Source organism: Microcoleus sp. w1-18aA5, assembly GCF_036701705.1.
Lineage (GTDB): Bacteria > Cyanobacteriota > Cyanobacteriia > Cyanobacteriales > Microcoleaceae > Microcoleus.
This window is the reverse complement of sequence record NZ_JAUPTE010000004.1, coordinates 93070-119543: the sequence shown is the minus strand read 5'-3', so window position 1 is coordinate 119543 and position 26474 is coordinate 93070. Positions and strand designations below refer to the sequence as shown.

Here is a 26474-nt window from a genome sequence, read left to right as displayed (position 1 = left end):
GATATTCTATTTTCCTGCTATCAACAATTGTTCAAAATCCGCTGATGCCAAAGGAGGACTAAACAAATATCCTTGCATTATATCGCACTTATAGCGCCATAGAAAATCTTTTTCGGCTTCCGTTTCAACTCCTTCGGCAATTACCTCAAGACAGAGACTGTGCGCCATTTCAATAATAGCTTTCACAATCGCTGCATTTGTGCAACCATCGGTTATATTGCTGATAAAACAGCGGTCTATTTTTAAAGTATCGAAGGGGTATTGCGTCAGATAGCTTAAAGAAGAATACCCCGTTCCGAAATCGTCAAGAGATATACAAACTCCCAAATTTTTCAAGTGTTGCAAAGTGGCGATCGCACTTTCGGCATCTTCTACCATCAAACTTTCTGTCAGCTCTAATTCCAAACTGCTCGCTTGCAAACCAGTTTCTGCTAAAATTTGGGCAACTCTGCTGCTGAGATCCGGTTGGTGAAATTGGCGCGGCGACAGATTCACCGCTATCCGAAGCGAAAAACCAGCATTTTGCCAAACTTGCATTTGCTTGCAAGCTGTGTGCAAAACCCACTCGCCTAACTCTACAATGAAGCCAGTTTCTTCGGCATGGGGAATAAATTCTGCAGGCGAAATCAGCCCTTTTTCTGGATGTACCCAGCGCACTAAAGCTTCGGCGCTCATAATCTTACCTGTCTGGACATTGACTTGTGGCTGATAGTAAACTTGGAATTCTTCTCGTTCCAGTGCGTCGCGCAAACTTGTTTTTATCTGCTCTAATTTGTCGGTGGCATCTTGGTTGAATTCGCTGCTTGGCGATCGCAAAGTATTGTACTGTTCGGCGACAGCTTCTTGTTTTTTCAAGCGGCTCGATATCGCGCCCACAAGTTCAGCTTTACTAAAAGGTTTAGTCAGGTAATCATCTGCTCCCAATTCCATACCTTGCCGCATTTCAGAGCGATCGGCTTTACCGGTCAGAAAAACAAAAGGTACTGTAGCAGTAACCGGATTAGATCGCAAGGCCACCAGCACCCCATACCCGTCAAGTTCTGGCATCATCACGTCGCAAATAATCACGTCGGGAACATTTGACACCGCCGCATCTAAACCTTTTGCTCCATTTTCTGCACCCGTCACGTCGAAACCTTCAGCTTTGAGGAGTTTGAGAATATTTTCCCGAATTACTTGCTCGTCCTCAATCACTAGAATCTTTTTCATACGTCATTCCCTGAAAGCGGTATAATTGATAGGCGTTATTGAACGCGATAAGCGTGGCAATAACTGAGAACGCACAGCTCGATCGGCCCAACAGCCGAATATTTTCCGACACAAATAGCAAACACCTGAAAAACGCTAATTTTTCAAGCACAACTAGATTAATGTTTCTCTGCTTACTCAGTGCCGTCCGTATTATTATGAGGTTAATTAATAATCTCTCAACTAATTCTAGGCGATCGATAGTTAGCAGCGCCTTAAATAACTGCTAAACTAATTGTGCCACCTGAACGATTGTCTGCAAACAATCTCAGTCTATTTATACCAGTTGTCAAAAATAATGCAACTGCAAGCAAGTTCCAAACCCTTGCGGAGTAAGTATTCCCCCATTTTTCAATGTAAAATCTCAACTTTTAAATCTCAAATGGTATTACCTACTGGATTCCCTGAACCCGCACAGATTGGGGTCATAGAAGTTAAGCAATATCCTCACTACCGCGCTGTCACCTACACCCACGCGGGCGATTTGCGACAAGCAACTGGCATCGCCTTCAATCCCTTATTTCAACACATCAGCAACAACCAAATTGCGATGACAACGCCAGTAGAAGCGCGCTACACGAAAACTTCCGGGCAAATCGATGCAGTTCCTCAAGCTGAAGTTTCGTTCCTCTATCCCGCACCAAATATCGCCCCCAGCAGCGTTAACTCCGCTGTAGAAGTTACGGATACTTCGCCCATGATGGTTGTCAGCATCGGCGTGGGCGGGGCCTACACTTGGGAAAGCTACGAAAATAACCTCCAGAAACTCAAAGATTGGCTTCAAGAACATCCTGAATACGAAATAGTCGGGCCGCCGCGCCGCTTTTTTTACAATTCCCCGATGACGCCGGAAGCAACTAAAATCAGCGAGGTACAAATTCCGATCAAGTGCCGCTGACGTGAACAACTAATTCGCGAATATGACCCCGCTGACGATGTTCCCACAGGTAAATTCCCTGCCAAGTTCCTAACAGCAACCTGCCGCGGTCGATCGGGATTTGTTCAGAAGTATGAGTCAGCGCAGTGCGAATATGCGCCGGCATATCGTCTGGGCCTTCCGCATCGTGAATGTAGCGATCGTCCTCCGGTACCAGTTTCGCCAAAAAGTTAGCCAAATCCTTAAGTACATCCGGGTCAGCATTTTCTTGAATCACCAAACTAGCAGAAGTATGGCGCAAAAATAAACTACAAAGTCCCGTTTTAATACCTGAATTCGCCACCACATCTTCTATCTTAGGAGTGATTTTGGACAGAGATTTTCCTGTAGTTTGAATCTTGAGTATCTGTTGATAGTGATTCATTCGATTTTAGATTTTAGATTTTGGATGAGACTGATGCAAAAGTCTTCTGTCGGCGGAGGTAGACTTTGTTTGTGTAAGATCGATTTCTAATCGCACTTATGAAAAATAGTCTACAACAGCTTGGGCGAGATCCTCCGTACCATTTTTATCCAATTTACCCGACAAACGGGGCGGATGCAGCGGTTGCCGCAAAAACTCCCAATCCCCCTCAAAAAACTCCGTCGCCGTCAAGATTTGATGTTCCGCATAATTTTGAATCCCTTCCAGCAACACCCCAGCTTCTGCAAAACCTTCTCTCATTATAGAAACGACAGGTATTTCCAAGCGCAAAGCTTCCGCAAAAGTGCTGTATCCCGGTTTAGAAACTAAGCGCCCGCAGACAGGCATAATATCAACCGGACGGGGTAAAATCGGGAGAGATTTTGCAAACTCCTGATTTTTGACTTTAATCAAATTCGGCAAATCGGGAGATCCCGCATCAAAAGTAATAAATTGCCAGTCGCTAAATAGCTGTAAATTTTGATAAGGAATTTCCTCTAAACCCAATCCGCCGAAAGTCAACAAAACAGTTTTTTCCAGGGGTGTTTCAATTCCGAATACTTCCCGAATTTTCTCGTTACTGTAGCGAGGATTGCCGCCAGTCAAGCCAACATCTTGAATATTGGGGAAAGCTGTCATCGGTTCGTGCAAAGGAAGACGAAAAAGCCGATCGCACATTCCGAAACATTCACCAATCCAATCTGCCATTTCTACAAATTCCCCGCCCCACTCGCGATAGATAAAATCCCACCCGAAATTGCTCATCATCCAGCAGGGAACCCCAGCCGCTGCCGCCATTCGCGTTGCCAAAGGAGGAATATCTGCCAGCACCAAACCCACCCGATTTTGCTTGATAAAATTAACTTCGCTGGCAATTAGGGAATTTTGCTTTTTCCGGATTTCCCGCAATTTTTCCAGCGTCGCGTCTTTATCCATATTCAAACTGTCAGCTTGCACCACACCCACATCAAAAGCGCGGGGACGGTGGATAAAGTCGCCACCAATATAACATTCTAGCAGCCAGCGAGGTGCTGTTGTTGTGATAATTAGTAAAATCTCTGGATTTAATTCTTGAATTTTTGCAGCTACGGAGGAGACTCGGACAGCGTGGCCGAATCCGTGATTTGTGATGGCAATATATAATGTTGGTCGAGACATTTATAATAGGGAATGGGGAATTGGGAATTGGGCATCGGGCATCGGGAATTTGAGGTAGAGACTGAAAGGCAACAAGGCCAAGCTTCAAGCGACGCACAACCAACAATGACACAATGAATAACTAATGACTATCGAATATGCAAGAACTCATCAATCGTGCGCGCCCTCAGACCAAACAGGCAATTGATTAATTTTGTCCAGCGTTATATCTACATACTTTTTACCATCCGCTGCTAGATTTTCCCCAAAATATCCCTCATCGCCGTCGTGCTTGTGAGGGCCGCTCACAGCTTCTGCATAGCGGCCTTGCAAACGAGCTTGATTGAAAGGAGAAGTAGCGTACCAGTACCAGCGAGTCGGAAAAACTATGCCGCCGATATCCTCAATAGAATCGCGAGTGCCGCGAAAGTGGAAAATGCGATCGGCTTCTGCAAAACCATTTTCTCCCGAAAACACCCCCCCAACCGAAACAACCGTAATTTCTGCCTTCAGCCATTCTTTAAGATAACGAGTAGCACCTAAAGCAACTTGTGCGCCGCCGCTAGTGCCAATTAAAATAACTTTTAAAGGTTGTGGAGAATTAACTGAAATGGGGGATTTAGCATTCATCCGCTCGATAATTGCATTAGCTATTCCCTGATTGTATGCAAAGCCGTAGCGATAATCTAGAGAAATTGCAAACCTCCAGAGATTGCGAATTTTAATGAATATATTCCCCGCAATCGGCCCTTTTTTTGCCTGTTCTGCAAACCGCCAAAAAGGAGCTAGCCACCGCTCTCCTCCTAAACTTTTGTTAGAAACTGAGTAAGGAAAAACATCGCCCACTGCTACGCATTGCGGGTGAATTTTAACTAAGCGCTTGAGAAACAACTCTTCGCCCGGCGTTAATTCGTCCCCCGAAAAATCGCCAACTCCCGGTAAAAAGATGATATAGCAATTAAGTGGCGAAGACTTACGCGCTTCTAGATTGCCCTTCTTAGATGGCAATATCTCCGGTGGATTTTTCTTGATACCAAAAGTTTCGGCACTTTGATTCAGCCACCATATAACAGTGCCCACTGGCGAAAGAATGCCCCAAATTATCAAAATTACACCTGCGATCAGCAACAAATTTAAACTTCCCCCGCGCAGCCATGCAAGTATCCGTAAAATCAATCTTAGCATTTAATAAAATCTGGTAGAATGCCAATTAATTACTTAATTACCTAGAAATAGTTCGGTGATGCTGCTGTATTAGAGCTTATTTTGTACAAGTTGTCAACTATCTTGAGGAGCAGGAGTTCAACGTGAAGGGAGAAGATTCAATTGCAGGTTTGGGCGCAACGCTTTGGAACGCGCTTTCTTTGAACGGCAATTTTTACGAAAAAACTCCCTACACTCGCAGAACTAAGCGAATAGCTTTAACAATTGTAATTTTAGCTGCGCTGTCCCGCGTGTTGGGCAGTTCTGTCATCTTGTTAATCAACCGAACTGAGCTATCAATATTATTTCTAGGACTTTTCATAGAGGGTTTGGCAGTCGCGGGGGGTTATTATTTTTGGACTTTCACTATCTTTAAAATCGGGGAGTGGCTGAAACCGGGTCACGTAACTTATCGGGAGCTGCTGGTTCCAATCGGATTTGCCTATGCCCCCCAAGTTCTGAGTTTCTTAACCTTAATTCCCTTGCTGGGAGAAGGAATAGAGCGCATATTAGTTGTCTGGAGTTTGCTAGCTGTAATTGTGGCGGTTCGGCAAGGTTTGGATATTCAAACTCGCTGGGCGGTGTTAATTTGTCTGGTGGGTTGGCCATTGATTCAACTTGCGATCGGCTTTGTGGAAGTATTTGAGCAGTTGCTGTCACGATGGCTTTAATTAATCAATACGGCAGCAGTATAGTAAACTCGCTGCCCTCTCCAGGTTCCGACTTGCAAATTAACTTTCCTCCATGCTGTTCTACCACAATTTGATAACTGATAGACAATCCCAAACCCGTCCCCTTACCTACCTCTTTAGTAGTAAAAAACGGGTCAAATATTTTACCCAATACCTCCGAACTCATCCCCACACCATTATCTACAATGCGAATTGCTACTTGATTTCCTTCGGCGACTTCAGTGCAAATCTGAATTGTCGAGTCAACTTCCCTCCCTCTTTTTTCGTGATACAAAGCATCAATAGCATTAGTCAGTACATTCATAAATACCTGATTAATTTCTCCCGGATAGCAGTTCACTAAAGGCAAATTGCCGTACTCCTTGAACACTTGAATATCAATTAATTTGTGATCCAAAATCATCAACGTGCTGTCGATACCTTCGTGGAGATTCACCCATTTCCTATCTGATTCATCTAGCCGAGAAAAGTTTCGCAGCGACAACACAATATCGCGAACTCTCGCAGCACCCACTCTCATTGAATCTATCATTTTAGTGAAATCATTCATCAAAAAATCTAAATCAATTTGCTCGGTTAAATTTACTATTTCTGGTCCGGGATTTGGGTAATTATTTTGGTATAAACGTAGTAGATTTAGTAAGTTTTCCGCGTATTCATTGGTATAATATAAATTTCCATAAATAAAGTTAATCGGGTTATTAATTTCGTGAGCCACTCCCCCGACAACTTGCCCTAAACTGGACATTTTTTCACTTTGAATTAGCTGCAATTGAGTGTGGCGAAGTTCTTCTAATGCAGTATGCAAATTCTCAGTTCTTTGGGCTACTCGCGTTTCCAGAATACTATAAAAACGAGCATTTTCTAGAGAAATAGCGGCTTGTGCAGACAGGATTGCCAAAATTTCTAGCCTGTCGCTAGTAAAAGCACCTTTGGTTAAATTATTTTCTAAGTAAAAAATTCCCGTAAGGTTGCCTTGATGGATAATTGGCAATACTAGGATAGATAGGGGTTGATTGACCGCAATATAAGGGTCAAATTGGAATTGCTCGGATCGGGTAGCATCATCTAAAACCAAGTATTTTTGCGTTCTTTCTACATAGTTAATCAAGGAAATTGGGAGGATATCCGATTCGGCAATCGGGAGAGATGGTAACACGGTTAGATCATTAAACTGACCGGTAAGTCCAACTTCTATGAATAATTGATTACCTGTCTTGGCAAGAAATAATACTTTTTGAGCGCCTGCATTTTCCTTGACAAGCTGTACAAGTTTCTCTAGCAAGCGGCTGAGAATAATTTCGCTCGAAACAGCTTGTGATGCTTTAACAACTGTTGAAAAATCCAGCACCAAACTATTGTTAATAGTAGTTTGGGCAGTGCTGATAACATTTTTATGTATTGGGTATTGATGGCGATCGACTAAATAATGATAACGGGATTCTAAGTATTTAACTTTTGCTATAGCTCCCCAGCGGATATAGGCATAATAAGCTTTTGTCAGATAAGTTCGAGCAATTATCTCTTTATCCAAAGATTGATAAAACTCTCCAGCTAATTCATATGCTAATGCTTCTTCTTGGATGTAACCGTTAGCAGCCGCTCCTTTAATAGCTAAGTCATAATAATCCATTGCTGTAAGAAGTTTATCGCTGAAAATTCTAGCTTTCTCAGCTTCAACTAACTCGTACTTGTGCTGATAATTCATGGGTGCATGGTAGGCCCACTTTTGCATAATTTGCTGATGAGAGTTAACAATAGCTAGGTATGCTTCTTTATTGTCACTGTCAGGATAGTGAGCGAGGAGAGCCAGCGAATAGTAGAAATTGTGTACCCCAACAGTGATTAAGCCGATCGCCCCATCTGCGTATTCTGCCGCTAATTTACCGCTGGCCACAGCCGCAGCATAATCTTTAAGTAAATAAAGCAGCATCAATTTAGCAACATAAGCTGCAAACAGCGACATTCGATTATTTTCTTTCTGCCAACGGGACATCACAGCAGGTTCATCCAACCTGTCGCTAACTAATCGTACTTGCTCTGATGTTTTGCTTCTTAAGCTTGAAGCAGTTACTTGCCAAATTTGAGCATAACCTATGGCAAATTCGTGTTTATTTTTTTGCAAAAACTCCATACAAACGCTTTGTTTTTCTTCGACATATTCTAACTGTTCTCCCACTAACACTAAATTAGTAATATAGTGCATAAAATTATAAACCGCCCATTCTAAATCACCATTTTCTACACCAAACTTCATCCCTTCTAGAAATGAATTAAGTGTGTTTTTAGTAGACTCTTTCCAGATTCTTATATGAGCATTAAACATTACATAAACCTTAGCTTTCTGTTGGCTAGCATTAAATTGTTCTAGCAGCTTTAAAGCTATTAATCCAGCGTAGTAGCCAGCTTCGATGTCGCCTTCGATGCCGCACAGCATCATTCCATAAAGAGTATAGGGAAAACTAGCTAATGGTGAATGACCGCGATCAATACAAAGATTGACCATAGTCAAGACGAGGGAGGACACAATTTCAGGTTTGGCAATATAAGCAGGAGGATAGAGGGCTGTCAGGATTTCCATAGCTGCCAGTTGATAAGGATCTGTCATAACTGGCAGATTGGCTAATTCCTCAATTCGCGGCAATTTTGGCACTGCAATGGTCTGCTTATCTAAGAGGTTGACTCCCAGGATTTCCAGCACTTCTAGACCTGTTTCAACAGCTTTTAGCATCTGGCTTTGAGCCTGATAAAATAGGATCTTGAGCTGATACACTTTCACTCTGTCAAGCTGGTTTTTAGCCGATCGCAAAACCACTTCCGCCAAATTTTCTGCTTGAGCGAAGTTGGTGTTTAAATATTCCGCTTCCAGTGTCTCTACATACAACCGCAGCGTCATGCTATAGTTGCGATCCCAGCTATCAGGTGGTAATAAGGAAATTCCCACATTCAAATACTTAACAGCGGGTTCATAAGCATTAGCTGCTTTGGCCTTATGTCCAGCGATTAAATTTAATCCTGCTAACTCATCTTTTTCGGATTGCAGGCTGAGACAATCAATTCCTACATTCAACTGGTTGATAATATCAAAAATTTTCTCTTCTACTTGATCGGCGGGCGTATTTTTAAGTAGCAATTTACCTATCTTAAGATGAGTGGCTTTCTTTTCATAATCAGGAATCAGCGAATATGCAGCTTGCTGGACGCGATCGTGCAAAAATTTATAGCTGACTCGCGAAGAATCGAAAGTTAAATTAACTCCTGCTTCTCCATCTAAAAATAAAGGAATGAGGTAACTCTCATTCAATGGAAGTATTAACCCCGCTTGCAAAGCATCCCAGAGTTCAGTCGCAGTGACTGATGGAGATTTTGCGTTGACAGTAGAGAGAACATCTAGAGTGAAACTGTCTCCAACACAAGCCGCCAATTTCAAAATTTCTTGTGTAATCTCTGGCAGTTGTTGGATCCGACTGGCTACCAGTTCAACTACACTCTTATCTGTGATGCCAATAGCCTGAATCTCCTCAATGTTCCACTGCCACTCCCCTCTTCTTGCGGGAGACAGCAGCTTGGCAAAGTCAAATTTCAAAAGTTTTTCTTGATAAAGAGTGTTGAGTAATTGCGTCAAGAAAAAAGGATTCCCACCAGTCTTATTCCAAATTAGCTCCGCTAAAGGTTGAATTCTTTCTGAGTCATTCAATGTCTCAGAAATTAACTCAGTCACCTGGGGTAAAGAAAGATGTTCCAGCACTAAAGTGTTAAGAATAATCCCCGTTTGTTGAATGTACTCTACTGTCTGCATTAAAGGATGTGTAGAGCTAACTTCATGGTCTCGATAGGCTCCAATTAATAGTAAATATTTGCTATCGGGGTCAGTCGCCAGCAATTCCATTAATTTCAAGGTTGCTGAATCTGACCACTGCAAGTCATCGATAAATATGACTAAGGGATGCTCTTTTTGCGCGAATACGTGGATAAATTCTTTGAATAGTCTGTTAAAGCGGTTTTGTGCTTCTGTGGGGGCAAGTTCCGCAACGGCAGGCTGTTTGCCTATTACCAATTCTAGTTCGGGAATCACGTCAATAATTACTTGTCCGGCATCGCCTAGTGCGGCTAAAAGTTTATGTTGCCAATCTTGTAATTTTTTGTTATTTTCGGCAAGTAACTGCTGGATCAAAGATTGAAAAGCTTGAATTAAAGATGCGTAAGGTATATTCCGCTTGAATTGGTCAAATTTACCTGAAATAAAATAACCCCGCTGTCTGGTGATGGGTTTTTGAATTTCGCTAACTACGGCAGATTTGCCTATACCTGCATAACCCGACACTAGGATCAGTTCAATTTGGGAAGAGGAAGAAATTTCCTCGCAGGGATTTGCTACACGTTCAAATGCTGCCAATAGTTCGCTGACTTGTGCTTCCCGACCGTACAATTTTTGAGGAATCAACAACTGACTCAATATATCTAAGTTTCCAGGGGTAAAATCGACTATCTTGCCTGTAGTTTCTAACTGATTTAAACAAATTTCTAAATCGGCTAATAATCCGCCTGCGCTTTGATATCTATCTTCGGCATTTTTTGCCATCAATTTCATCACGATTTGTGAAATTGCTGGTGGAATTTCTGAATTAATTTGATGCGGTAAAATTGCTTGAGAAGCTATGTGACTGTAAACTATTTCTAAAGGGTCGTTGCTCATAAATGGCAATTGACCTGTCAGCATTTCATATAAAGTGATTCCGACAGAATAAAAGTCTGTGCGGTAGTCAAGAGTGCGGTTCATTCTCCCGGTTTGTTCGGGAGACATATAAGCAAAAGTACCGACGATCGAGTTAATATTATTAATTTGGGGAGTTTCTTTGGACAATCGTGAAGCAATCCCGAAATCTGTCAGTTTAATAATTCCTGTTTGGCTGTTGAGGATGATATTGCTAGGCTTAATATCTTTATGAATGATTTTTTGAAGATGCAGATATTCTAAGGTTTTTATGAGTTGAATACCAAACCTCAAACACGTGATAACTTCGAGCTTTTGTCTGGACATCAGGCGATCGAGAGATTCGCCATTAAAGTCTTCTAAAAGCAAGCCGAGACGGTTATCAAAGGTTTCTAGGCTAAGGACTTTAACTAGGCCCGGATGGTCTAAATGTTGGCGAATGCGATACTCGTGCTTGATCCGGGTAATTGCATCGAGGGTGGGATATTCAGCTTTGAGGATTTTGAGTACAGTTGTCTCCTGCTGGGTGGGGATTTTTCCTCGATAAATAATTGTTTCGATACCTTCGTGGAGAGTAGAGTGGATTTGGTATTGCGAGAGAAATTGCATGGAGTTCTGCTCAGAGTTGAAAATATATCTGATTCTAGTCCCTGTTCGCTGTTGACTGTTGGCTGTTGGCTGACGGAACGAGCATCCTCAACCGTCAAAAGTCTTGACATGGCAACTGTTATATGCTTAATTCAACTATGTACTTAGGCAAACAAAAATCAAGCTTTATTTACTCGGACAAGAATCTATTTATAGATAAAGTGATAGTATTCATGGAATCAAGCCATTTTGCTACTATTATTCTCAATTAATATCCGATCGACAGCGGACGGCAACCACACCCCTACTATTCGGCTCTCCCCACTGTCCCTACCCCTTTAGCAAGATACATTGTTAAAGAAGGAAATACACAAAAATTTACATCTATAATTTGTGTAGTGTTCCAAATCGCTCCTCACCAGCAGCGATACAGCCCTCGCCAAGACAGACAGTAGGATAGAAAAAATATGTTTGAACGCTTTACAGAACAAGCCATTAAAGCAATCATGCTAGCCCAAGAGGAAGCGCGACGCCTCGGTCACAATTTTGTAGGCACCGAGCAAATTCTTCTGGGACTCGTCGGCGAAGGCACTGGCATCGCTGCAAAAGTATTACTGGATATGGGCCTCAACTTGAAAGAGGCGCGCAATGAAATCGAAAATATCATCGGTAGAGGTTCTGGGTTCCTCCCGCCTGAAATTCCTTTTACGCCCCGCGTTAAGCGCATTTTTGAGACGGCGCTGAACGAAGCGCGGCAGTTAGGCCACAATTACATCGGCACCGAGCACATCCTGCTGGGGCTGATTCAGGACGATGAAGGGGTGGCGGCGAAGGTGCTGCAAAACTTGGGAATCGATCGCCAGAGAGTCCGCACGCAGGTAATTCGTGCCGTGGGAGAAGTCGCTGCAGTACCCGGAGGTAGGGGAGATAGCGGCGATCGCAAAACCCCGACTTTAGAAGAATTTGGCACAAACCTGACCAAGTTAGCCGCAGCCGGCAAACTCGATCCCGTGGTAGGCCGCGAAAATGAAATTGAGCGTGTAATCCAAGTGCTCGGCCGCCGCACGAAGAACAATCCAGTCTTAGTGGGCGAACCGGGAGTCGGCAAAACAGCCCTCGCCGAAGGCCTAGCCCAGCGGATTGTTAATAGAAACGTCCCGGAAATTTTAGAAGATAAACAAGTAATCAGCCTCGATATGGGTTCGCTGATTGCTGGTACAAAGTTCCGAGGCGAATTTGAGGAACGCCTGACGAAAATCATGGCAGAAATTCGTGCTGCCGGCAACATCATTCTGGTAATCGATGAAATTCACACCTTAGTCGGTGCAGGCGCAATTCAAGGCAGCATGGACGCCTCCAATATGCTCAAACCCGCCCTTGCTAGAGGCGAATTGCAGTGTGTCGGCGCCACTACCTTGGATGAATATCGCAAACACATCGAGCGCGACGCTGCCTTAGAACGCCGCTTCCAACCGATCAAAGTCGGTGAACCGAGTGTGGCTGAAACAATAGAAATATTGTACGGGTTGCGATCGGCTTACGAACAGCATCACAGACTGACAATTTCCGACGCAGCTTTAGAAGCAGCGGCCACACTGTCAGACCGGTACATTAACGATCGGTTTTTGCCAGACAAGGCGATCGACTTAATTGACGAAGCAGGTTCCCGCGTCCGTGTGATGAATTCACAAACCCCGCCCGAAGTTAAAGAGCTCAAAAAGCAACTGCCTGCAGTAACAAAAGAAAAAGATGCAGCAGTGCGCGAGCAAGAGTTCGACAAAGCTGGAAAATTGCGCGATCGCGAATTAGAGATTGAAGCCGAAATCGCCGAAGCTACGATCAACAAAAGCCAACTCAAAACTTCTCCCATTGTCACCGAAGAAGACATCGCCCACATCGTGGCTAATTGGACGGGAGTACCAGTCAGCAAGCTGACAGAATCCGAATCGGAATTGCTGCTGCACATGGAAGATACTTTGCACCAGCGTTTGATCGGTCAAGAAGAAGCTGTCAGCGCAGTTTCTAGGGCTATCCGTCGCGCGCGGGTAGGCTTGAAAAATCCGAATCGCCCGATCGCCAGTTTCATCTTTTCCGGCCCCACAGGCGTCGGCAAAACCGAACTTACAAAAGCCCTGGCAACTTATTTCTTCGGTTCCGAAGAAGCCATGATTCGGTTAGATATGTCCGAATTTATGGAACGCCACACGGTTTCTAAACTCATCGGTTCGCCTCCGGGTTACGTTGGCTACGATGAAGGCGGTCAACTAACAGAAGCAGTCCGGCGTCGTCCTTACACAGTCATCTTGTTCGACGAAATCGAAAAAGCTCACCCGGATGTCTTCAACATGATGCTCCAAATCTTGGAAGACGGCCGCTTGACCGATGCCAAAGGTCGGACAGTAGACTTTAAGAATACACTGCTGATCATGACCTCCAACATTGGTTCGCGAGTGATTGAAAAAGGCGGCGGCGGTCTCGGTTTCGAGTTTGCTGAAAGTGCTGCAGACGGTCAGTACAACCGCGTTCGCAGCCTGGTAAACGAAGAACTGAAACAGTTTTTCCGTCCCGAATTTATCAACCGCTTGGATGAGATTATCGTCTTCCGCCAGTTGAACAGGGAAGAAGTCAAGCAGATTGCGGACATTATGTTGCAGCAAGTCTTCAGCCGCTTAACCGAACAGGGTATTACTTTGTCGGTGACAGACCGGTTCAAGGACTTGTTAGTTACAGAAGGCTACAATCCCAGCTACGGTGCTCGACCTTTGCGCCGCGCCATCATGCGGTTGTTGGAAGATGTACTGGCTGAGGAAATGCTGTCTGGGAAGCTGAAAGACGGCCAAAAGGCAATAGTTGATGTGGATGAAAACGGTCAGGTTAAGGTAGTGCCCGATGGTTCATCTGAGCCAAAATTGCCAGAGTTCGCATTAAGCCATTAATGCACTCTACCAACGGATAAATACTGTTGATTAAAAACCCGGTTTCTTTGAGAAACCGGGTTTTTAATTAAATAATACCCGTAAAAAAAATGCAACTTATCGACGAATCTAATCCCACGATTGTAATTGCACAACCCAATGCTGCACAAAAGCAGAAATGCGATCGCGCCGAGTTTCAAAAGTAGCAGCAATCCAGATAAACGCAATGCCAAAAGCTAAACCAATCGCCCATTTAATCAGCGGATAATCGAAAATCAGAACCACCAACTGATAAAAAACATTGATTAAAAAAATTCCCGTTCCCACAAACAAAAACGCCCGAACTCGCAGCGCCAAACCCGCTGCAATAGCCACCAAACTAAAAGCCCCCGCAACTAAACCGTGGCTTTGTTGAGTCAAAAGAGGCATCCCGCAAATCAGCGCAGTTGCGATTATTCGCAGAGTGTGGCGCAGCGGTTTTTCTGCTGGTAATTTGAGAGTGCGATCGAATTGAGTAATGTAAAGTAAAGAAAGTCCTAAAGGAGTAACATAAAACTCTGGCTGAGTCAATCCTATTTGCCAGAACCACCGCAGCATTATCCAGTCAATTATTGCCACACTCACATAGGTAAAACGGACTTCCTCCTTTTCCCAAGCCAGGAAAAAATACAAAGTAGCAGCTATCAGTAAGCTAATCGGATAAAACTTAGCCGGACTTTCTAAAATAGTAACTATTGGAATCAGCGAAGCAATTACCTGCCAAGGTTTTTTTGACCAACCCCAGTTGTCCCAAGGCAAAATGTAAATGAAATAAGCTAATAGAGAAGCGAGGGCAACTTTCCAAGGCCCCAGCGGCCCGGAAATATACTTAACTAAAGGCGTATTGATCCAATAAAGCCGGATGCCAAAGGCTTCTAGCCAGCCCAAGTAAATCCAAATTTCTCCCCATTGGCGATCGAGATTATTTCGCCCTTGCAAGAAAGCGTATTGAACTAATAAAGCACCAGTGACTAATCCTAAACTGAGGCCGGACTTAATATCATCGGCAGAAGCCCAAATCAGCAGCAAACTGCTCAAAACCCAGTGCAGGTGAGCAAATATTTTTAACTCTGCATTAGTTAAATGTAAATAATTGCTGAGCCAAGGAGATAAAATGCGATAGATATATGTTAATGTTGTGCCGAGAGTTGCCAGGACAATTAAGCCGTCGCCAAAAGCTCCTCCTGCTGCTTGAAAAAGTTGATATAGTAGCGATTCGTAAGCAGCAACGGAAACGCCAATTAATCCTAAATAAACCAAAGGTTTGAATTCTGGCTCCCGCCTACCAATGCCGATCGCAATTAAAGACGCACCCAACACAGTTAAACCAGTCCAATTTGCAAAAGTGTGCGATCGGAAAGTTAAACCCAATACGCCGTAAACCAAAGGTATAAAATGAATGCTAGGTAAAATTGTTGAATCGGGGTGTCGGCGCCGCCACCAATCCCCCAACAATTGCGTAAACAATCCGAGAGCAATATTAGCAACTGCCAGATTAATAGTATTTTGTTCTACCAAACTCAAACCCACTGCTGTCAACAACTCCAAACTCCAAGCCAAAGCATAAATTGCCAGAGGGGAAAGTTGGCGTAAACTTCGGAAAATAATCGCAGCCATTATCACCAAAATAGCAGCCAAAACTTCAGTAGAGGGCGGAAAACTAAAGCTACTGGCTGCGTAGAGTTCAAAGGAATAAAAAGTAATAGTTGTCAACAGTAAGCCTGCAAGTAAGATTGCCCACCCATCTAAAGCTCGATCGTAAATTTGAGCTAATTGAGAAGACTCAGGTAAACGGCTGGAAAAACGAACAATCATGCTGCGAAGTAACCACAGACACAAAAGAGCGATCGCCCCGGCAATTCCCCAATCCCAACCCGACACAAAACCTAATTGATCGATCGCCGCAGCTACGAAAGTCAAGCCAAATCCCACTCCAATTGCAGCCGCTGGTATCTCGACTAAATAGTAAGTATTGACGAACATTAATCCGGCGGCCAAACCCAAACCAATTAACCGATATCCCGGAAAAATAAAAATTAGAATTTGTGCAAATATTAGGGCGATCGTACTAAAGGTACTGGCAACTTTTTTGTGAGGAACCTCAGTATATTTAGCAACAGCAGTCAAAGCCAAAGGAGTCGCCAGCCAGAGCAACCTCCACTGAGGGCGATCAGTGGCAGTACCCGCAATTACATAATTTTGCAACAAGACAAAGCTAAATCCTGCTAATACTAAGCCCAGATACCAGGAACTTTGGAACCATGCAGGATGCCTGCGTAAAAAGGCAGAGTTTTCTTGGGAATTTGCCGCTTTCATCCAGACAAAAAATACCCATTCACTAGCCATAAACATCAATAATATTGCTGACCAAATATTTGGTGTCAGACTTGGGAAAAATAGGTCAATTGCCGAAGCGATCGCCCCTAAACCCATAATGTGAGTTATGGGAACCAAAATTTCCGGATTTCCCTGTTGTTCAGCCGCCGAAGCCTGCCTCGAAACTCGCCGGGAATTATTGGGAATTAAGTATTTCCAAGTGATCCAACCTAAAATTAAAGTAGAGACTAATAAATTGAGCGATCGCCAAAACGGATTGACAAAACTAATAACAGTTAAAACACTCCCCAAACCGAGAGCAACCTTTTCGCCAAAACTGGCAAGTTGAAACTTTCGCTTGCGGTAGAGCCACTCGGCCGCACTTACCATTAAAATTAAATAAGGCAACAGTAAAACACCCCAAAAAGCCCAAGGAGTTTCCTGAGAGTTTGTAAGCTGAGTTAAAAATGCCACAACTTGTGTCTTAATCCCTAAAGGAAGCACTCGCCAAAACAGCCAAATACTCTGAAGTCCCACCACTTCAAGCATTACCAAATCAAACTCTTGCCAAAACCGCACTAAACGGTTATAAAAAAACCAAACCGCCAATCCGCTAACTGCGATCGCCTGTAGCGGAATGTCCCGAAAACAAACCAGCCACCCCAAACCCAACAAACCCATTCCCGCTAATTGCCATTTAAAAAAGTTGCTGGAATTTGGCAGGTCGGATATATTGTTTTCAATAGTCCCAGATGGCCGGGGTTGCTGCCAATCTAGCCATGCTAAAAGCACGCCACAAATCGCCAAAGCTAAACCCATTTCAGCGATATTTATATCCTTGACAAATATCGCTCGACCCAGTAAAATTCCTAACGAATAAGCTACTAAAGCTGCTTTTTTGTAAGTCAGAAAATCTCGGCTCAAACTGAAAGCAGCGGGGAATGTTTCAGTATTTCCCCCACGTTGGATAGATTGCAATCGTTGTTGCTGAACTTGATAAACTGTAGTAGCAGCAGTCCCCACTGTACCCACATAAACCGCAGTAAGGGAAAAGCCTGCCAATGCCCAACCCCAATGCAAATAACTCAATCCCAAGTGATTTAGGGCGATCGATCGAGCGATGTTTGTTCCTGAACAGCTTTGATATTGATATTTGATAATCCGGGCAGTTATCCAAGTCAAAATAAGTGCCGCTGCGATTGCTACCGCCCAATCCCAAGGATACCGCCACAATCCAAAAGTATCCATCGCCCAAAAATTGATCGGCACTAGCAACAGCGTCACTTCTTGCAAAGTTTGAGCAGTCAAGTGCAAATTCTGCTGTCTGTTTGCCCAACTGCTAATCGCCCAAAAGGTTAAAGTATAAGCTAATAAAACTCCATATTGTCCGGCGGCAGGAAATCTTTCCCACTGACTGGCAGCTAAGACTCCAGAGGAGACAACTACCATGAACACTCCTAAAAACAACAGCCACACCACGCTAATTTCTGCCATTAGCGATTGCAAAATTTGAGCGATCAAATTAGGGGCTTGAGTAGTTTCTGTGGGTCTAGCAACGCTTTCTCGGCTGCTAGGTACTGCTTTTTGCGTTGATAAGGCAGGTACTTTTGGCTCGGCAATAGGATCTCGCGGGTTTTCTATTTCAGAAAAATCTACAGCGGGCTCTCTGATTGGGCAGACTAAATACTGTCGGCACAATTCCTCAACCTCAGCGGGCGAAAGTAAACCTAGCCGCAGCCACGCATCTAAACCTGTCAACAACTCAGGATGCGAGGCTAAGACGCTCAATTCAATTTTGCTCGATCGATCTTTGGGAGACGACATTGGCTTAAACTTGTACTAGCTACCTTCAAGCTATAGCCTAGATTAATGTCGAGCCAATATGGCAACATTCCGCCATCGAAATTGGCACAATAAGTATTTATTACTAAAGAGCTGTCGCAGCCAGTGTCAATCGATTTTAGATTTTAGATTTTAGATTTTAGATTGACTTGCGCGAGATAAAGGCGGGGGCTTGAGGATTTTAGATTTTAGATTTTGGATTGATTCCACGGATAAATCACGTGGCGGGTACCATCAAGAAATTCTTGGTCAACCGGTGAAAAAATCCCGCTGATGGGCCTAAACCAGCGTACATCAGCGGTGAAAAACTCCATCCAAATTAGGACACAGCAGCGGTTTTCTTACCGATCGACATATTTCAACAAAGTGTCCACACTAGCATTGTGGTCTATGAAAGAAAACAAATGTTTGAAGAGGAGTTTTCCATCTGCATCCAAAACAAACTGAGCAGGCAAAGGAGCACCTAAAGCCTGACCGACTTGATAAGCCCGAAAAACTTGACAGCCTGGATCAGAAAGCAGAGGCATTTTCAAGCCTAAATCTCTAACCACAATTTGGCTTTGGCGATCGTCGGTACTGGCAACCATCAATAATTCTATATTGCGATCGGCAAATTTTTCCCAGTTTTCATTCAAAGCTTTAATGTGAGGAAAACAGAAAGGGCAATATTGCTTTTCAGTAAAAATCCGCGTAAAAGCCAGAATTACCGGCTTATCGCCCCGATAATTCGACAGCCGCACCAATTTGCCATTATTAATATCCGGCAATTCAAAATCTGGCGTCCTCTGTCCCAGCTTCAGAACATTACTCGCCGGAACAGGCAATAAATTTTGGAAAAACCGCTCATTTAACAAGCCGCTAAAATTAGTAGAAGTCAGCATATTTCCTAATTTGGTAATTGCTAATTGCTAATTGGTAATTAAAAATCCGCTTAAATAAATGCCTCTGCGGGTACGGACACGGCAGCGCCGTGTCCCTACACATATAATCTGCTTAAACCGCAGCAAAGAATACCTTAGACTTGACAGGATCGGGAGTCATGGTCTTGTCACCGGGCTGCCAGCCGGCGGGACAAACTTCATCGGGGTGAGACTGGACGTGTTGGATAGCTTGCAGAGTTCGGAGAGTTTCGTCCACGTTGCGGCCGAAGGCAAGATTGTTGATAGTAGAGTGTTGGATGATGCCTTCTTTGTCGATGATGAACAGACCTCGAAGGGCAATACCTGCTTCTGGGTCGAGGACGTTGTAGGCCGAACTAATTGTTTTTTTGAGGTCAGCAACTAAGGGATAGTTGAGGTCGCCAACACCGCCAGATTTGCGGTCTGTTTGTATCCAAGCGAGGTGAGAGAATTCACTGTCAACGGATACGCCGAGGATTTCGGTATCGATTTTCTTGAAGTCCTCGAAGCGATCGCTAAATGCTGTAATCTCAGTCGGGCACACAAAGGTGAAGTCCAAGGGGTAGAAGAACAGGACTACATACTTTTTGCCTTTATAGTCGGACAGTTTAACTGTCTTGAATTCCTGATCCACTACGGCTGTTGCTGCGAAATCGGGTGCAGCTTGACCAACCCGGAGGCATTCACTGGTCATAGATTTTGTTTCCTTTTTTACGAACTGTTACAAATATATCATACTCATAACGACTACAAGTATCTTCTAGAGAAACCAAAAAAAAACGCTCTCAAATTTGAGAGCGCAATTTTTTGGATTAAATAATGGCTCAGGCGGGATTTGAACCTGCGACCTTGGGCTTATGAGTCCCCTGCGCTAACCACTGCGCCACTGAGCCAAATCTACTTCACGATTTACTATCGTAGCACGGTAGGGCTAGCTATGTTCTCTTTTCAAGCAACACAATTTCTAATGACTTCCAGTAAAAGTTATGAGTTTTGCTAATCATTCAAAACCCATAACTTCCGACCAGTAGTTACCGAGAAGCGCTGGAGGCATCGTCGGGCAGTAAAGCCATTGGGTTGATAGCACCCTGTCCGGCGGGATGAATTTCAAAGTGCAAGTGCGGCCCGGTACTGAAGCCAGTGCTGCCCATTTCTGAAATCTGTTCCCCTTGAGCGACTCTCTGACCCTTTTGCACCAAAATTCGGCTGTTGTGGGCATAGACAGTCTCAGTGCCGTCAGGATGGGTAATTTCCACCAGATACCCGTAGCCGCCGTCGTTCCACTGAGCATAGGTAACCACCCCGTCTGATGCTGCCACAATTGGCGTGCCGATCGGCCCTGCAATATCAATTCCTTTGTGCATCCGTCCCCAACGCCAGCCGTAGCCAGAAGTCAGAACGCCCTTAGACGGCCAAATAAACTGGTTAGCCGACTGTTGTTTGCCGTTAGGCAGATAAGTATCAGGGCTCGAAAGCGGAGGCAGTTCTGGAGAAACCATGCGTCCCAAAGACGGGTTGCTTAGGGGATCGTAACCGTCGGCTCCCAAAGGAGCAGTTGCTACCACAGGCCGCTGCCCAGCAGAGTTCGGCGTCAGGTTGATCGGTTGCAGTTCCGCTGCGCGAGCGGGGTCTAAACGCTCTTGCTGCTGCTTCTGAACCTGCTCAGACCAGGCTCTCGATGGCGGTCTGCTGATTTCATTTTGCACCGCCTCAGTATAGTCGGGGGTGTAAAGATAGGGATTGGCACTTGGCATATCCTCAGACGGGTTGACCGAGGACCCGTCATTTGGAGCCAAGGACACCGCATTGGCGCCGATCGAATTGCGCGAGGCACGATATTCCTCTCGCAGCCTGACAACTTCTGCCCTCAAGCGTTCGGAATAAGGGTTGAGAGCTTCTGCGGTAGGGAGAGGCTCCGATTTCGACTCTGGTACAGCACTAGTTGGCTCCGCATTTGAGCCCTGGGCGCTAGTATTTGCCACGAAGCTGATCGGCTGCGGGTATTCTCCCGTAGCGATGGCGGTAGCAGTTGCACTGGCTGGCGAGGGCAGGGCACTGGTGTCAACTGCACCTGTAAATGTTGGTTCGCCTTGAAGATCCAGCTTCCGTGGATCGCTAATGGTTTGGGAAACTTGAGTCAGCGGAATGCTGTTAATTTGAGGAACCATCGGCGCTGAAATATTGTTCAGACCTTCCAGGTTCTCCAGCGGAGAGACAACAGGCACTTTGGGCGCGGGTGCTGCAACGCCAGCACCGGCTATTTCCGAGGTAGACGAGCTGGGGTTCAAAGATGCGGGAACCGAACTCGCCGCCCAGACAGATGTAGAGTTGGAGGCAGAATAAGAGGCTGCCGCCTGCACCCCTGGATTTTTAAACCCAACTTGGGGAATTTTCAGCCGTTGATTGACATTCAGCAAGTTGGGGTTGCCGAGCTTGTTGACGGAGATCAGATCTGTGGGCGATACGCCGTGACCTTTGGCGATCGCATCTAGCGTATCTCCCGGACGCACGCTGTAGAGAACCTCAGCCGGCGCGGCGGTACTTCCCGCAGGGGGGACTAGCACAGTGGGTGTTGCCAAAGACTGTTCAATTGACTCTAATGCTTGATCGGGCGATGCTACTTGACCTCCCCCGGAATTGGGAATTACAGGTGTGGCATCGAGGTCAGGAATAGTGGTCCCAGTTGCATATCCGGGGGAGGTCAGCGTCGGTGCTGACTCCGGCAAAAATGCCGCAGGTGTAGATAAATTTGCTCCCCCCTCCGACCCGAACATAGTTCGACCCGATTCTGTGGTGCGGTTTTCCTGTTTTTTCAAACTGTCGATCGCCCCGTCTGCATTCGGGATCTCGATCGAACTTTGTTCCGGTACCGTCGTGACCAGCGGGGTCGCTGCGGTTGATGGCAGCGCTGTCATGGCTGCACTATCCAATGGCTCGGAGCCAGTCAGATTTAACTCTTGTTCGGGATTGACCGTCGCTGCGCGATCTAGCGAAGCCGATGTGCTATAGCCGGCGTTCTGTTGTGGTGTGGCTTCCGTCGCAGTCGGAATTCTGAGCTGTTGGCCAACTTGGAGTATGGTATCGGGTTGGATGTCGTTGGCAGTTGCTAGTGCCAACGGTTCAACTTCATAATCCCGAGAAAGCTCCCAAAGGCTTTGCCCCTCCTGCACCTTAACCGTCGCGGGTTCATAAGGTGATCCGGGCTGTTCGGCCCTGGAACCGTCAACTTGTGCCGACGTAGCGGGCCCGTTGGCCGATACTGGCTGTACTTCAGCGGTGGATTCTGATGTCGGTGCGAGTTCAGACGCGCGAGCGCTGTCTCCATTTCTCGGTAGCAGGATGCCAGAAGCACCTACCGATATTGCCAGCCCGATCGTGGCGAGAGAGCGAACTCTGCCTGTGCTGAGCGTTGTCTGTTTGGATGGTTCCGCAGAACCGTCTCTGTCGATTTCACTAGCCTGAACAGGCTTAATTTGGGGATATGTTCGTTTCAAAAAAACGACCTCCTACTGAGAAGCGCTAACTGTCCTTGGAAACACTCAAGGGGATCGCATGACGCTGAGTTTAAATCAACAAGCAAAAATATTCTGATTGTTGACAGCTATCATGCTTAGGCCAGATTACCTTGCTTTTTTAATTTAGACAAGCTCAAACCGTCAGAAATTTTAAAATTCTCGGTCAAACCTGCTGCAATTAACCCCACAAGCCTTACACCGTAATAGCTGGAACGAATACATAAAATCTTCGTTCCGGTAAGGCTCTGAACTCTCACCTATTATCAAACTTTAGGCTAATTTCCGGACAACCTACAACCGTATATTTACTAGATATAGTGTTCAGACCCAAGCTGGTACTCGCTCACGCCCTAAATCCCTAAAATCCTCTGTTTTTGTTGCTGAATCATCTTGGGAGTAATTTTGTGTTGCTGATAACAATCTGTTTTTGACTGAATAAAATATATTAATGTCGGCTATCTAGATTTTCACCCCTTTGATACAAATTTCTTATATTTAAATGCAGCTTTGCCAGCCTCCGGCAGCTATTAAATATCTATATATTTATGTGTTGATAATGATTTATCCCAGCTCCCCCAACTGTCGTTTAGCCTCAAATAAACCCACAGCCGCGCTGACGGAGAGGTTCAAACTCCTGACTCCAGGCTGGCTCATCGGAATAAAAACTGTGGCGTCGCAGGCATCCAAGACGAATTGGGGAATGCCTACAGTTTCCGAGCCAAACATTAGCCAGTCGCTGGGCTGAAATTGGAATTGCGCGTAATTGCATCGCCCGCCAGTGCTGAATCCGATCGCTCGTCCCCCGCGCTGGTCCCGATAGGCCCCAAAAGCCGCTAAGTCTTCGTGGCACTGGAGATTGACGTAGGGCCAGTAATCTAAGCCGGCCCGTTTCAGGTAGCGATCGCTAATTTCAAACCCCAGCGGGCCAACTAAATGCAGTTCCGTGCCTGTGGCAGCGCAAGTGCGGGCGATATTGCCAGTATTCGGGGGGATTTGCGGGTGAATCAAGACAAGTTGGGGCATGAAGCTAATTAAAAGCGAAAAATACAGCTCTTGGGAAATTTATAAAACTACCCACAGGTAGATATACCTTATAGCTTTTATTTATAACCTTTGTCGAACTCCATTGATTAAATATTCTGATTTGTTTTAAGGGTGGCGATCTGCAACTTTGGACAATCAAGCATCCAGGATATAAGCCCCCGGATTCATCCGTCCAGAAATAAAAAACCTGTATCCGATAAAGGAGTCCCCGAATTTATCCGTGGGGTCAATCTAAAATCTAAAATCTAAAATCTAAAATCGATTGACCGGGAGGTTCGGGCTATTTCTATTGGCTGAGTACGCATAGCCAGGGGGCTAGTGAAAGCCCCCGTTATAATAACGGCGAGTACTTCAGGCAACTAACTGGGCGCACAAGTTGTCTTCTAGCTCCCATTCTTGGTGAGCCATCCCCTGAATCCCTTGCAGAATAATACTGCGGGTGTCCGAACCGCCCTCGTGTAGCTTCAACCACTGCTGGGCCGTGTTGCCTTCCCGGAGAATCTTTTTGAGTGGCGAGAGAAAGCAACTAAAGCCGCGTTTTTTGGCTATAGGCCACACTTCGCGGTAAATTTCCTCAATCCAATCTCGTGCCAGAATAGTTCTGCCGTCTTGCCAGTGAGTAAGTTCGGCATCCAAACTTTGCCGGGATGCAGCAATTTCGTTGGCGTCTGTGAGGGCAACTAAGTCTTCGTTGCGGGTAGCCGCAGGCAAGGTGCTGAGTTCTAAGGGGTCTAAGCTGGGGTCTTCCATCATCTGCCAGATGCGAGCTTCTAGTAAGGCAGTAATGGCCAACAAAGCCAGAGGATTGACTTCGAGGTCGCAAATTCTCAGTTCGAGGCGATTGAGACAGTAAGGGCGACGATCGCCATTTGGTCGCACTGCAGACCACAAATGGCGGACGTTTTGCATAGTACCGAGTTCTAGCTGTTCTTCAGTCCACTGAATGTAATGCTTGTGACTTTCAAACAGGGGAACGATAGCGGGAGTTTTGGGAAACAAACCCCACCGAGTCGAATGATAGCCCGTCACTTCGCCGTCTAGGAAGGGGGAAGAGGCGCTCAAGGCAAGGTATAGCGGTGCTTCGACGCGGGCGAGGCGGATGGCGCGCATCAGCATTTCTGGTTGGGAGATGCCGATGTTGATGTGAATGCTGGCGGTGACGACTTTGGTGCCGTAGGTTTGCTCGATGTAGGTGTGGTAGGGGTTGTTGGGATCGGATCGGTAAAATCGATCGCTCCCCCCAAGAGACAAGGTACTTCCCGGCAGCAAGGTATAGTCGCCCAATTGTTTGAGGTACTCGCGCAGCCGGACTCGCGGCTTGACTAAGGCGCACAGCAGGCGATCGTAGCTGCATAGCGGGGCGGTCGTGTACTCCACATTGCGGCTATCAGGCTCCCGCACAAATCCCTCTAGATCGGCAACTATGCGATCGGATAGACCGACAACCTCACCTTCGGGAGTGCCGGTATACATTTCTACTTCAAAGCCTTTTGATAGCAGCACGTTTGTTCCTCAGCTAAGTTGAGTGCTAGTTTCTAGTATCCCAAAAATTGACCTGTTCATACTATCTTCCACGGGACAGAGTTGAAATTTTTCGCCACGGGCACTGAAACCGGATTTTTCGGCGCCGGCTAGTTTGAGCGTTTGTGTGTTAGTTGCGAGCCCGCCACGACAAATACTCCCCTCGCAAAGAGTTTCCGAGGCGGTTTTAGACTCAGAAAGGCTGTTTGTTCGATCGCGGGTGTGTTTCAGTGGGAATTCGTGACGATCGAACTTATGGTGAATAGAACCCACTCCTGCCTCATTTCGACATCTGTTTTCTGCCTTGAGAGGGATAGCCGCAAATATATCTTGGGTGCGATTCTAAAAGAGGGCTCTGCAATATTTTTGAGCTACAATATTAACCCCTAAAAATCCCTGTGAAAGAGCAAGACAGAACTCCTCCCAATTTTTGGAATATGCTAAGCAATTTAGCCTTAGTCCGGTTTTTGCTTTTATTTGCTTCTGGTTGGGCTGGACTGCAACTTTTAGCTTACTTTGAAACAGCAGTCGCGGTTTTCACCATTGCTGCACTCGTGGCTTTTTTGCTCAACTATCCAGTGCGAACTCTTCAGAGATTTTTACCGCGAAGTTTAGCAGTCGCCTTCGTTGTCTTGATCACCCTTTTAGTTTTTGGCGGTCTCACCGTCACCGTAGGGGTCACTCTTTTATCTCAAGGACAGCAATTAATTGACAGCCTGACTGAATTTGTGAATGCTCTGGCGCCTCTGTCGGAGCGCCTCGAAGCATTCCTGCGGGCAAGAAACCTGCAAGTTAACCTGCGAGTTATTGAGGAACAACTGCGAAATCAAGCTTTATCTGGAGTTGTTTGGAGTATTGCTTTCTTACAAGTATTTTTAACCAATTTATTGAATTTAATATTAATTATGGTAGTGGCTTCTTTCATGTTACTTGATGGAGAGAGGCTGTGGCTGTTGGTTCTCAAATTTATACCCAGACACCTGCACAGGCGTTTAAGTTTAACAATTGAGCGAAACTTTTTAGGATTTTTTCAGGCACAAATTCTGTTAATGTTATTTTTGACAACAGCTAGCTTTGGAATTTTCCTACTGTTAGATGTGAGATTTCCTTTAATTTTAGCATTTATTATCGGATTATTTGATTTAGTTCCGGGGATCGGAGCGACGCTGGGAATTAGCTTAGTGTGTTTTATTGTATTGTCTCAAAATGTGTGGCTATCTTTAAAAGTATTGGCAGCTTGCATTGTTTTGCAGCAAATTCAAGACAACTTTATTCATCCGAGACTGATGCAAAATTCCCTTAACCTAAATCCGGTAGTGGTATTCTTTGCACTGTTAGTCGGAGCAAGATCAGCAGGACTTTTAGGTATATTTCTGGCGATTCCGCTAGCGGGAGTGATAGTTAGCTGGTTTGACATTGAAGAAATGCAAGCGGAAGGTTAATTGATGGAGCCATCCCATT

General features: G+C 45.3%; 16 protein-coding genes and 1 tRNA gene. 4 read left to right on the top strand and 13 right to left on the bottom strand.

The genetic code is table 11. From position 1 onward, the window contains the following. Positions 1–6 precede the first annotated feature (6 nt). Positions 7–1209: an EAL domain-containing response regulator gene (locus Q5691_RS02805; RefSeq protein ID WP_333210145.1), complete on the bottom strand. Its 1203-nt coding sequence runs from the start codon at positions 1207–1209 to the stop codon at positions 7–9. A 421-nt stretch (positions 1210–1630) separates the two neighbouring features. On the opposite strand from Q5691_RS02805, the gene Q5691_RS02800 reads away from it, so the two are divergent. Then, positions 1631–2146, top strand: coding sequence for a heme-binding protein (locus Q5691_RS02800; protein ID WP_333210147.1), 516 nt, complete (start codon positions 1631–1633; stop codon positions 2144–2146). On the opposite strand, the gene Q5691_RS02795 is transcribed toward Q5691_RS02800, so the two are convergent. The 3 genes from Q5691_RS02795 to Q5691_RS02785 all read right to left on the bottom strand — a co-directional run bounded on the left by Q5691_RS02795 (position 2133) and on the right by Q5691_RS02785 (position 4910). Next, positions 2133–2549 (bottom strand): secondary thiamine-phosphate synthase enzyme YjbQ, encoded by a 417-nt coding sequence (locus Q5691_RS02795; RefSeq protein WP_333210149.1) that lies wholly within the window; start codon positions 2547–2549, stop codon positions 2133–2135. The genes Q5691_RS02800 and Q5691_RS02795 overlap by 14 nt on opposite strands. Before the next feature lie 96 nt (positions 2550–2645). Then, on the bottom strand, positions 2646–3746 hold the full coding sequence (locus tag Q5691_RS02790; RefSeq protein WP_333310865.1) for a glycosyl transferase: 1101 nt from the start codon (positions 3744–3746) through the stop codon (positions 2646–2648). 150 nt (positions 3747–3896) lie between these two features. Continuing rightward, a complete protein-coding gene (locus Q5691_RS02785; protein ID WP_333210153.1) occupies positions 3897–4910 on the bottom strand; it encodes a hypothetical protein in 1014 nt (337 codons plus the stop codon). A gap of 122 nt (positions 4911–5032) precedes the next feature. Between Q5691_RS02785 and Q5691_RS02780 the strand changes: the two genes are divergently transcribed. Continuing rightward, positions 5033–5599, top strand: a complete 567-nt coding sequence (locus Q5691_RS02780; RefSeq protein ID WP_333210154.1) for a hypothetical protein — start codon at positions 5033–5035, stop codon at positions 5597–5599. A gap of 4 nt (positions 5600–5603) precedes the next feature. Here the strand turns inward: Q5691_RS02780 and Q5691_RS02775 are convergent, their stop codons facing one another. Beyond that, positions 5604–10943 (bottom strand): AAA family ATPase, encoded by a 5340-nt coding sequence (locus Q5691_RS02775; protein WP_333343867.1) that lies wholly within the window; start codon positions 10941–10943, stop codon positions 5604–5606. Positions 10944–11389: 446 nt separating this feature from the next. Here Q5691_RS02775 and Q5691_RS02770 point away from each other — a divergent pair, with 446 nt between their 5' ends. Further along, a complete protein-coding gene (locus Q5691_RS02770; RefSeq protein ID WP_333343866.1) occupies positions 11390–13858 on the top strand; it encodes an ATP-dependent Clp protease ATP-binding subunit in 2469 nt (822 codons plus the stop codon). Between the two features lie 108 nt (positions 13859–13966). On the opposite strand, the gene Q5691_RS02765 is transcribed toward Q5691_RS02770, so the two are convergent. The 8 genes from Q5691_RS02765 to Q5691_RS02730 all read right to left on the bottom strand — a co-directional run bounded on the left by Q5691_RS02765 (position 13967) and on the right by Q5691_RS02730 (position 25286). Beyond that, the gene (locus Q5691_RS02765) at positions 13967–18016 is read right to left on the bottom strand and encodes a hypothetical protein (protein WP_333343865.1); all 4050 of its coding nucleotides are present in this window, start codon (positions 18014–18016) and stop codon (positions 13967–13969) included. A 359-nt stretch (positions 18017–18375) separates the two neighbouring features. After that, a complete protein-coding gene (locus Q5691_RS02760; protein WP_333210162.1) occupies positions 18376–18915 on the bottom strand; it encodes a redoxin domain-containing protein in 540 nt (179 codons plus the stop codon). 112 nt (positions 18916–19027) lie between these two features. Continuing rightward, on the bottom strand, positions 19028–19627 hold the full coding sequence (locus Q5691_RS02755) for a peroxiredoxin (protein WP_015178160.1): 600 nt from the start codon (positions 19625–19627) through the stop codon (positions 19028–19030). Positions 19628–19753: 126 nt separating this feature from the next. Then, a tRNA-Met gene (locus Q5691_RS02750) sits at positions 19754–19826 on the bottom strand. Positions 19827–19964: 138 nt separating this feature from the next. Further along, positions 19965–22427 (bottom strand): peptidoglycan DD-metalloendopeptidase family protein, encoded by a 2463-nt coding sequence (locus Q5691_RS02745; RefSeq protein WP_333210163.1) that lies wholly within the window; start codon positions 22425–22427, stop codon positions 19965–19967. A 582-nt stretch (positions 22428–23009) separates the two neighbouring features. Next, positions 23010–23471 (bottom strand): tRNA (cytidine(34)-2'-O)-methyltransferase, encoded by a 462-nt coding sequence (locus Q5691_RS02740; protein WP_333210165.1) that lies wholly within the window; start codon positions 23469–23471, stop codon positions 23010–23012. Between the two features lie 372 nt (positions 23472–23843). Then, on the bottom strand, positions 23844–24995 hold the full coding sequence (gene gshA, locus Q5691_RS02735; protein WP_333210167.1) for a glutamate--cysteine ligase: 1152 nt from the start codon (positions 24993–24995) through the stop codon (positions 23844–23846). A 9-nt stretch (positions 24996–25004) separates the two neighbouring features. Then, entirely contained in the window at positions 25005–25286 is a 282-nt protein-coding gene (locus tag Q5691_RS02730; protein ID WP_333210169.1) for a hypothetical protein, read from the bottom strand. Positions 25287–25411: 125 nt separating this feature from the next. Between Q5691_RS02730 and Q5691_RS02725 the strand changes: the two genes are divergently transcribed. Then, on the top strand, positions 25412–26455 hold the full coding sequence (locus Q5691_RS02725; protein ID WP_333343864.1) for an AI-2E family transporter: 1044 nt from the start codon (positions 25412–25414) through the stop codon (positions 26453–26455). Positions 26456–26474 lie beyond the last annotated feature (19 nt).